Here is a 972-nt window from a genome sequence, read left to right on the forward strand (position 1 = left end):
CACAGGTTCGAATCCTGTCGGGCTCACCAATAAGCCCCTGAAACCTTTCCGGTTTCGGGGGCTTTTTATTTGGTTTTTCGAATCTCGAAGTTGACTGCTATAGACGGAGAGATGCCGAGTTCAGCGGAAAATCCGGTAATTACAAAATACTGGCTTGTGCTGTATTTCTGTTGTAGCCGCGCCACCTCTTCAATTAGCCCGTTCATCACATCTTGTGCTAGTCCGCCGAAATCTATGCCGAAAGCGCTCGCATCTACCCAGGCTTCAAATCCGTCGGTGGTGATTGCGTATCGGCCATCAGATATGGTTTTGATTTCGACTGGGGTACCGGCTTCTAATAAGCCGATTGAATTCGTACTGTTCGGAGAGGTGAAAATCGGTGAGGATTTACTCGTTGTCACCTTTGTCCAAGAATTTTCAGTATCGCTTCCTGAGCCTGAAATGGCTGGATTTTGTTGTGCAGCCATCATTAATGTTGGTGCGTCTAGCATCCTTAAGTCCGCTGATAATTCTTTCCATGCTTCAGGGGGCACTGTCACAGTATCAGCAATTGCTGATGACGAAATCAGGGACAAGCTAGCGACGTAGAAGTATGCGATTACTGTTTTCATCTGTGCTGTTACCTCATTGCTATCGGTTTTTGCGGCTTATGTAATCTGTGGTTGAGTTTTGTTAAGTTCAATCATTCTTTTGGTGGTGTCCTGTTCACGAGGAATGCAGTTCACTAGATTTTTCGTAATTCCTTTTGCTAATCTAAGTTCAGATAAGTTAAGCCCGCGCCCTGAGAAGGGTGAGTTGATCAAATTCTTGACTCATTTTTTAAATGCTCAAAACCGGGGTTTTCCGGGCTTTTATGCCGATTTCATAGCAGATGTGCATTTTCCTGCAAAAAGGGGGGTTGACCGATGACGCCAGTCCCATTAAAACGCCGCTCACCAACATTGAGGGCCCGTAGCTCAGTTGGTAGAGCAA

Annotated in this window: 1 protein-coding gene; it reads right to left on the reverse strand. The window is 45.9% G+C overall.

Going from position 1 to position 972, the window contains the following annotated elements; translation table 11 throughout:
• Positions 1-65: 65 nt before the first annotated feature.
• Positions 66-611 (reverse strand): SH3 domain-containing protein, encoded by a 546-nt coding sequence (locus TH19_RS22450; protein WP_147250815.1) that lies wholly within the window; start codon positions 609-611, stop codon positions 66-68.
• Positions 612-972 lie beyond the last annotated feature (361 nt).

It is taken from the genome of Thalassospira profundimaris, assembly GCF_003326675.1.
Classification (GTDB): Bacteria; Pseudomonadota; Alphaproteobacteria; order Rhodospirillales; family Thalassospiraceae; genus Thalassospira; species Thalassospira aquimaris.

Excerpts from the sequence above, each read along its gene's own strand:
- TH19_RS22450 (WP_147250815.1), bottom strand. The coding sequence starts at position 611 with ATGAAAACAGTAATCGCATACTTCTACGTCGCTAGCTTGTCCCTGATT.